Here is a 5,508-nt window from a genome sequence, read left to right on the forward strand (position 1 = left end):
CTCCTTGCAATGCCTCCTCTCCATCATGGTCATGGCCACCCTGGCCGGAGTGGCGCGGGGCCAGCGCGACCTGGCAGCTTTCGCCCAGGGTCTCACCCGGTTCCAACTCCGCGCGCTGGGCAGCTACTACTGGGAGATCGAAAGCGGCCTGCATCAACGTCTGGACGTGACTGCGGCGGAAGATGCCAGCCGGGTGCGCAACCGCAACGGGTTGCTGGTGCTGGGCATCCTGCGCCGCTGCGCGATGGGAATCTACTACGACTGGCGGCGTGGGCGCAAAAACAAGCGGCAATCGACGTTGAAGGACTTCCATGACGACATGCGCCGCTTCAACAACCGCCACGCCTTCGCCACCATCACCTCACCCCGCCGATGACCCGTGCAAAAATCCGCCCTGCCATTGCGGATTTCACCCGGCTGGGCCTAAATCGGCGCATGTCCGACAGCGTCCCGACCCTCGAAACCCGCGAAGAAGTGATGTTTTTCGACACCGACTGCGGCGGCGTGGTCCACAATCTCGCCTACCTGCGGATGATCGAAACCTGCCGCACGCGCCTCGCCGCGCAAATGGGCATGGACCTGCCGACGATGTCCGGCACTCAGGTTTACCCGGTGGTCACCCGCACCGAGGTCGATTACAAGCTGCCGGCCAAGCTCGGCGACTGGCTGGTGATCCGCGGCCGGCTCGATGAAATGTCGCGCGCCCGGTTCTGGTGCGCTTTTGAAATGGTCCGCGAATCGGACGGGGCGCTCCTTGTCACCGCCCGCCAAGCCCTCGCGCTGGTCCAAATGCCCGCCGGCAAACCCATGCGCCTGCCCGCGGAATGGGCGCAGCGCTGGGCGTGAGCGGGGAATTCGCCCCAACGCAGGAATCGACAGCCGCGCTCGTTGCGCTACGTTGCCGGCGAATGAATTTGAAGGAACTCGGCTGGAACCCGGAATTGGAAACTGCCCGCGCGGCCTTCGCCGGAAAAGGCTGGGTGCCTGCGCGGCTGATCCGCGAGACGGTCATCAACTACGGCGCTTTCCTCGCGGACGGCGATGAAATCGACGTCATCCTCTGCGGCCGCGTCTGGCACGAGGCCGCTTGCGACGCGGATTTGCCCGCCGTGGGCGACTGGGTGATGGTCGAGCTCGGCGATGAAAACCAGCCGTCCGTGATCCGCGCGATGCTGCCGCGGCGCACCTGTTTCTCCCGCAAAATGCCCGGCAACAGCAGCCAAGCGCAGGTCATCGGCGCGAACATCGACCTCGTCGCCGTGGTCACCGACGCCGGGCCGGATTTCAACATCCGCCGGATGGAACGCTACTTCATGCTCATCGGCCGCAGCGGCGCGAAGGCGGTGGTGCTGGTGAACAAATCCGACCTTTTCCCCATCGAGCAAAGCCAGACCGCCGCCGCGGAAATCGCCGCGTTGTGGGACGGCGCGAGCGTCCACGTCACCAGCGCGGTGAGCGGCCAGGGCCTCAAGGTGCTCAAGAAATACATCAAGAAGGGCGTCACCATGTGCATCGTCGGCTCCAGCGGCGTCGGCAAATCGACCCTGGTGAACCAGCTTTACGGCGAGGACTGGCAGTGGACCAGCGAGGTCAACGAGATCACCGGCAAAGGCCGCCACACCACCACCTCCCGCGAGCTCGTCCCGCTGCGCAACGGCGGCATGCTCATCGACAATCCCGGCATGCGCGAGATCCAGATGTGGACCGACGAGGCCACCCTGCGCGACAGTTTCGCCGACGTCGAGACGCTGACCGCCGAGTGCAAATTCTCCGATTGCAGCCACCGCAAGGACGCCAAGTGCGCGATCCGCGCCGCCGTGGAGGCCGGCACCCTCGATCCCGCGCGTTATGAGAATTTCCTCAACCTCGAAAACGAGATCGCCGCGTTGAAAAAGCGCTCCGAAAAGCGCCAGATGGCCGTCGAGCGCTGGGCCAAGCGCAACAGCGTCAAAGCCCGCAACCTCGCCGATCGAATCCAGCTCGAAAAGGACCACCGCGGCGACGTCTGACGCGGCGGCGGGATCCATGGGCCTTCGGGAAATCCAACCCCGATTCTCCAAACCAATCCCGCCTGAGCCACCAGCCTCAAACCCCTATCGTGAAACGCGTCCATCGCACCCACAGGATCAAGGCCGCTCTCGCATCAGCGGCGGCAGCGCTACTTGTGCTGCTGGCGATGTCCCTCAACATCGGCGGCGTCGACAATTTCGTTTCGATCATCACCGGCTACGGGGCTCTCTTCCCGGGCGTGGCTTTCATCGCGGCAGGCATCGGATGTTTCCTGGCGTTCCAACGAATGCGCTGGAGCCTCATCGCCGGAGCGCTGGCCGGACTCTTGGGTGGGTGGATCATCGTCCTTTGGATCGTGTCGCACATCTGAATACTAACATCACCGCGGAGTTTTCACGGGTTCCGGGCGTGGCGGTGACCGGAGCGCGTCACGGGCATTTCCTGCGCGGTCTTGCACAGGCGATGCGGAGCGGGGTGGACAGGCGGATGCGATCGTCTCAAACTCTTTCATGGCTGCGCCCAAATCACCGAACCTGGTCTCCGTGACCACCATCAATGACGATGGTTCGCGCTATTTCCTCCATCCGGCGGACGTGAAAGGCCGGTGGACGCTGGCGAGGCGCGTCGTCGGGCTGCTGCTCATCGCCGTTTACGTGCTGCTGCCGTGGATTCCGATCAACGGCAATCCGGCGGTGTTCCTCGACGTGGAAAACCGGATGTTCCATCTCTTCGGTCTGACGCTGGTGCCGCAGGATTTGTGGGTGATGTTCTTCGCGATCAGCGGAATGGGCTTCGCGCTGTTTTTCATCACCTCGCTGCTCGGCCGGATCTGGTGCGGCTGGGCTTGTCCCTACACGGTCTTTCTGGATCACGTTTATCGGCGCATCGAGCGCTGGATTGAAGGCGACGCCACGGCGCGCCGGGCGCTGGCCCAGGCTCCTTGGACGACGGTAAAAGTCGCGAAGCGCGTCACCAAGCACTTCCTCTTCGTCGTCATCGCCGCGGCCATCGCGCATGTTTTCATTTCCTACTACGTCTCGCTGGAGCGGCTTTACGGCTTCATGCACGAGGGCCCGCTCCAGCACGCGACCGCTTTCGGCGTGGTGCTCTTCCTCACCCTGGTCCTGTGGTTCTGCTTCGGTTATTTCCGCGAGCAATTCTGCATCATCATGTGCCCTTACGGCCGCCTCCAGAGCGCGCTGACGGACGACGACACCATCAACATCGGCTACGACGAAAAGCGCGGCGAGCCCCGCGGCGCGAAGGGTAAGGCGGCGGGCGACTGCATCGACTGCCGCCGCTGCGTGCAAGTCTGCCCGACCGGCATCGACATCCGCAACGGCCTCCAGCTCGAATGCATCGGCTGCACCGCCTGCATCGACGCGTGCGACGACATCATGACCAAGGTGGAGCGGCCGAAAGGGCTCATCCGCTATGATTCCTTCAACGGATTCGCCGGGAAAAAGCGCCGCTACCTGCGCCCGCGCGTCTATGCGTATTGCGCGCTCGCCGTGCTCGGACTGGGCGCGCTGACACTCGTCGCCTCCAACAAGGCGCGCCCCTTCACCGCGACGATTTCCCGCGCCGGCGGGGCTGGGTTTTTCAGCGACGCCAACACGGTGCGGAACATTTACAAGGTTCGCGTCTTCAACAAGCGCAACCAGACGGCGACCGTCACACTCCACCTCGGCAAGAAAACCCCGGCGGGCTATCAGCTCAGCGGAGCCGAGCAATCATTCTCCATCGCGCCGCTCAGCGAGATGTCGCGCACCTGCGTGGTGTTCGCCCCGCTCGCCTCCTACACCGGCAGCTCGGACATCGTCATCGAGGTCCACGCCGACCCCGGCGATGTCGTGCTGGAGAAGACCGCCCGCTTTCTTGGCCCGAATCCTCAATCCATCCCCAGACCCTAACTACCGATGAAAACCATCTCCGAATTCGTCTCCCGCAATCCCTGGATCTATGTCGTGCTCGCCTTCGTGGTCCTGCTCGCTGCGTGGTCCACGTTGATTTCCGTGGCCGTGAAATTCGCACCGCAACAGATCGAAGTGAAACGCTGATGACCACTGCCACCGCAGCTCTCGTCGCCGGACTTGTGACCAGCTTCCACTGCGTCGGCATGTGCGGTCCCATCGCGTGCGGACTCGGCACCCTGGCGAAATCCGAGGGCGAGCGACTCACCGCCGCCTCGCTCTATCACGGAACGCGGCTTGTTTCCTACGGCCTCATCGGCGCGCTCTGCGGCGCGCTCGGCCAGCAGCCGCTCAAGTGGTTTTTCAACTCGCCCGCCGTCTTGCTGCCGTGGGTGATGGTCGGCGTGTTGCTGGTCATGGCCTTCGGTTTGGACAAGAAAGTCCCTCGCCCGGCCATCCTCAACCGCCTCACCGCGCGCGCCCGCTTCAAGGCCTGCAAGCTCTCCGCATACGGCGGAGCCTCGGCGATGGGACTGCTCACTCCGTTCCTGCCCTGCGGCCCGCTCTATCTGGTTTTCGGCGCGGCGCTGCTCGCCGGTTCCGCCGCGAAGGGCGCGGAGTTCACGCTCGCCTTCGGCCTCGGCACGGTGCCGCTGCTGTGGCTCGCGCAGCACCAGTTCCACCGCATCCGGGCAAAGCTCACGCCGCTCGCGATGGGCCGGATGAGGCGGGGATTGGCGCTGGTCACCGCCGTGGTGCTGGCGGTGCGCCTGCATGACACGATCCCCGCGCAATTTTATGGCGAGGAGCCGAAAACGGAAGTGAAAGAGCTGCCGGCGTGCTGTCATTAGCTGAATCTCAAACCGGCCCCCCGCCCGCTAATTCCCGCTCCGCGTGGCTGTGGCGTCTCGCCGCAGACCGTCTCCGGAGCGTCCTCGGCCCGGCGTAGCTTCAGCGAAGACGGCTCGATGAGTTCGAGGATTCTGGCTTGGAGATGCTCGTAGAGGGAGCGGAGTTCCATGAGGGTGTGATCTAATCGGTATTGGATCAAGAGCCGCAGACGGTCGCGTTCCTGATAGAATAGCCGCAGGGCACCGAACAAGCGCGAGCGCACCGAGTCCACCTTGGATTTCTCCACCCCGTAATCCAGCCACGGCGGATTTTTGCACGGGTCATCGGCGGGGTGAGGTGATGGTGGCGAAGGCGTGGCGGTTGTTGAAGCGGCGCATGTCGTCATGGAAGTCCTTCAACATCGATTGCCGCTTGTTTTTGCGCCCACGCCGCCAGTCGTAGTAGATTCCCATCGCACAGCGGCGCAGGATGCCCAGCACCAGCAACCCGTTGCGGTTGCGCACCCGGCTGGCATCTTCCGCCGCAGTCACGTCCAGACGTTGATGCAGGCCGCTTTCGATCTCCCAGTAGTAGCTGCCCAGCGCGCGGAGTTGGAACCGGGTGAGACCCTGGGCGAAAGCTGCCAGGTCGCGCTGGCCCCGCGCCACTCCGGCGAGGGTGGCCATGACCATGATGGAGAGGAGGCATTGCAAGGAGTAGTCCTTGCCCTTCTTGGCCCGCCAATCCGGAACCT

At 63.9% G+C, this 5,508-nt stretch carries 7 protein-coding genes and 2 pseudogenes; 7 read left to right on the plus strand and 2 right to left on the minus strand.

Annotation, left to right across the window (positions count from 1 at the left end):
• The 7 genes and pseudogenes from AC4DF4_RS17690 to AC4DF4_RS17720 all read left to right on the plus strand — a co-directional run.
• Positions 1 to 376: pseudogene (locus AC4DF4_RS17690) on the plus strand (hypothetical protein); the annotation flags it as partial.
• A 59-nt stretch (positions 377 to 435) separates the two neighbouring features.
• Complete coding sequence (locus AC4DF4_RS17695) at positions 436 to 846, plus strand: acyl-CoA thioesterase (RefSeq protein WP_490049430.1); 411 nt, start codon at positions 436 to 438, stop codon at positions 844 to 846.
• A 62-nt stretch (positions 847 to 908) separates the two neighbouring features.
• On the plus strand, positions 909 to 2,009 hold the full coding sequence (rsgA, locus tag AC4DF4_RS17700) for a ribosome small subunit-dependent GTPase A (protein ID WP_490049431.1): 1,101 nt from the start codon (positions 909 to 911) through the stop codon (positions 2,007 to 2,009).
• An 89-nt stretch (positions 2,010 to 2,098) separates the two neighbouring features.
• Positions 2,099 to 2,380 (plus strand): hypothetical protein, encoded by a 282-nt coding sequence (locus AC4DF4_RS17705; RefSeq protein ID WP_490049432.1) that lies wholly within the window; start codon positions 2,099 to 2,101, stop codon positions 2,378 to 2,380.
• 139 nt (positions 2,381 to 2,519) lie between these two features.
• Positions 2,520 to 3,923 carry a cytochrome c oxidase accessory protein CcoG gene (ccoG, locus tag AC4DF4_RS17710; protein ID WP_490049433.1) on the plus strand — a complete coding sequence of 468 codons (1,404 nt, stop codon included), beginning with the start codon at positions 2,520 to 2,522 and terminating at the stop codon, positions 3,921 to 3,923.
• Between the two features lie 6 nt (positions 3,924 to 3,929).
• A complete protein-coding gene (locus AC4DF4_RS17715) occupies positions 3,930 to 4,070 on the plus strand; it encodes a hypothetical protein (protein WP_490049434.1) in 141 nt (46 codons plus the stop codon).
• Positions 4,070 to 4,774 (plus strand): sulfite exporter TauE/SafE family protein, encoded by a 705-nt coding sequence (locus AC4DF4_RS17720; RefSeq protein WP_490049435.1) that lies wholly within the window; start codon positions 4,070 to 4,072, stop codon positions 4,772 to 4,774. Before AC4DF4_RS17715 ends, AC4DF4_RS17720 begins: the two co-directional genes overlap by 1 nt.
• Here the strand turns inward: AC4DF4_RS17720 and AC4DF4_RS17725 are convergent.
• Together AC4DF4_RS17725 and AC4DF4_RS17730 are read right to left on the minus strand one after the other, a co-directional pair.
• Positions 4,771 to 5,061 carry a hypothetical protein gene (locus AC4DF4_RS17725; protein WP_490049436.1) on the minus strand — a complete coding sequence of 97 codons (291 nt, stop codon included), beginning with the start codon at positions 5,059 to 5,061 and terminating at the stop codon, positions 4,771 to 4,773. The genes AC4DF4_RS17720 and AC4DF4_RS17725 overlap by 4 nt on opposite strands.
• A gap of 34 nt (positions 5,062 to 5,095) precedes the next feature.
• Positions 5,096 to 5,508, minus strand: a pseudogene (locus tag AC4DF4_RS17730) (hypothetical protein); the annotation flags it as partial.

The sequence above is a fragment of the Luteolibacter sp. genome (genome assembly GCF_058122085.1).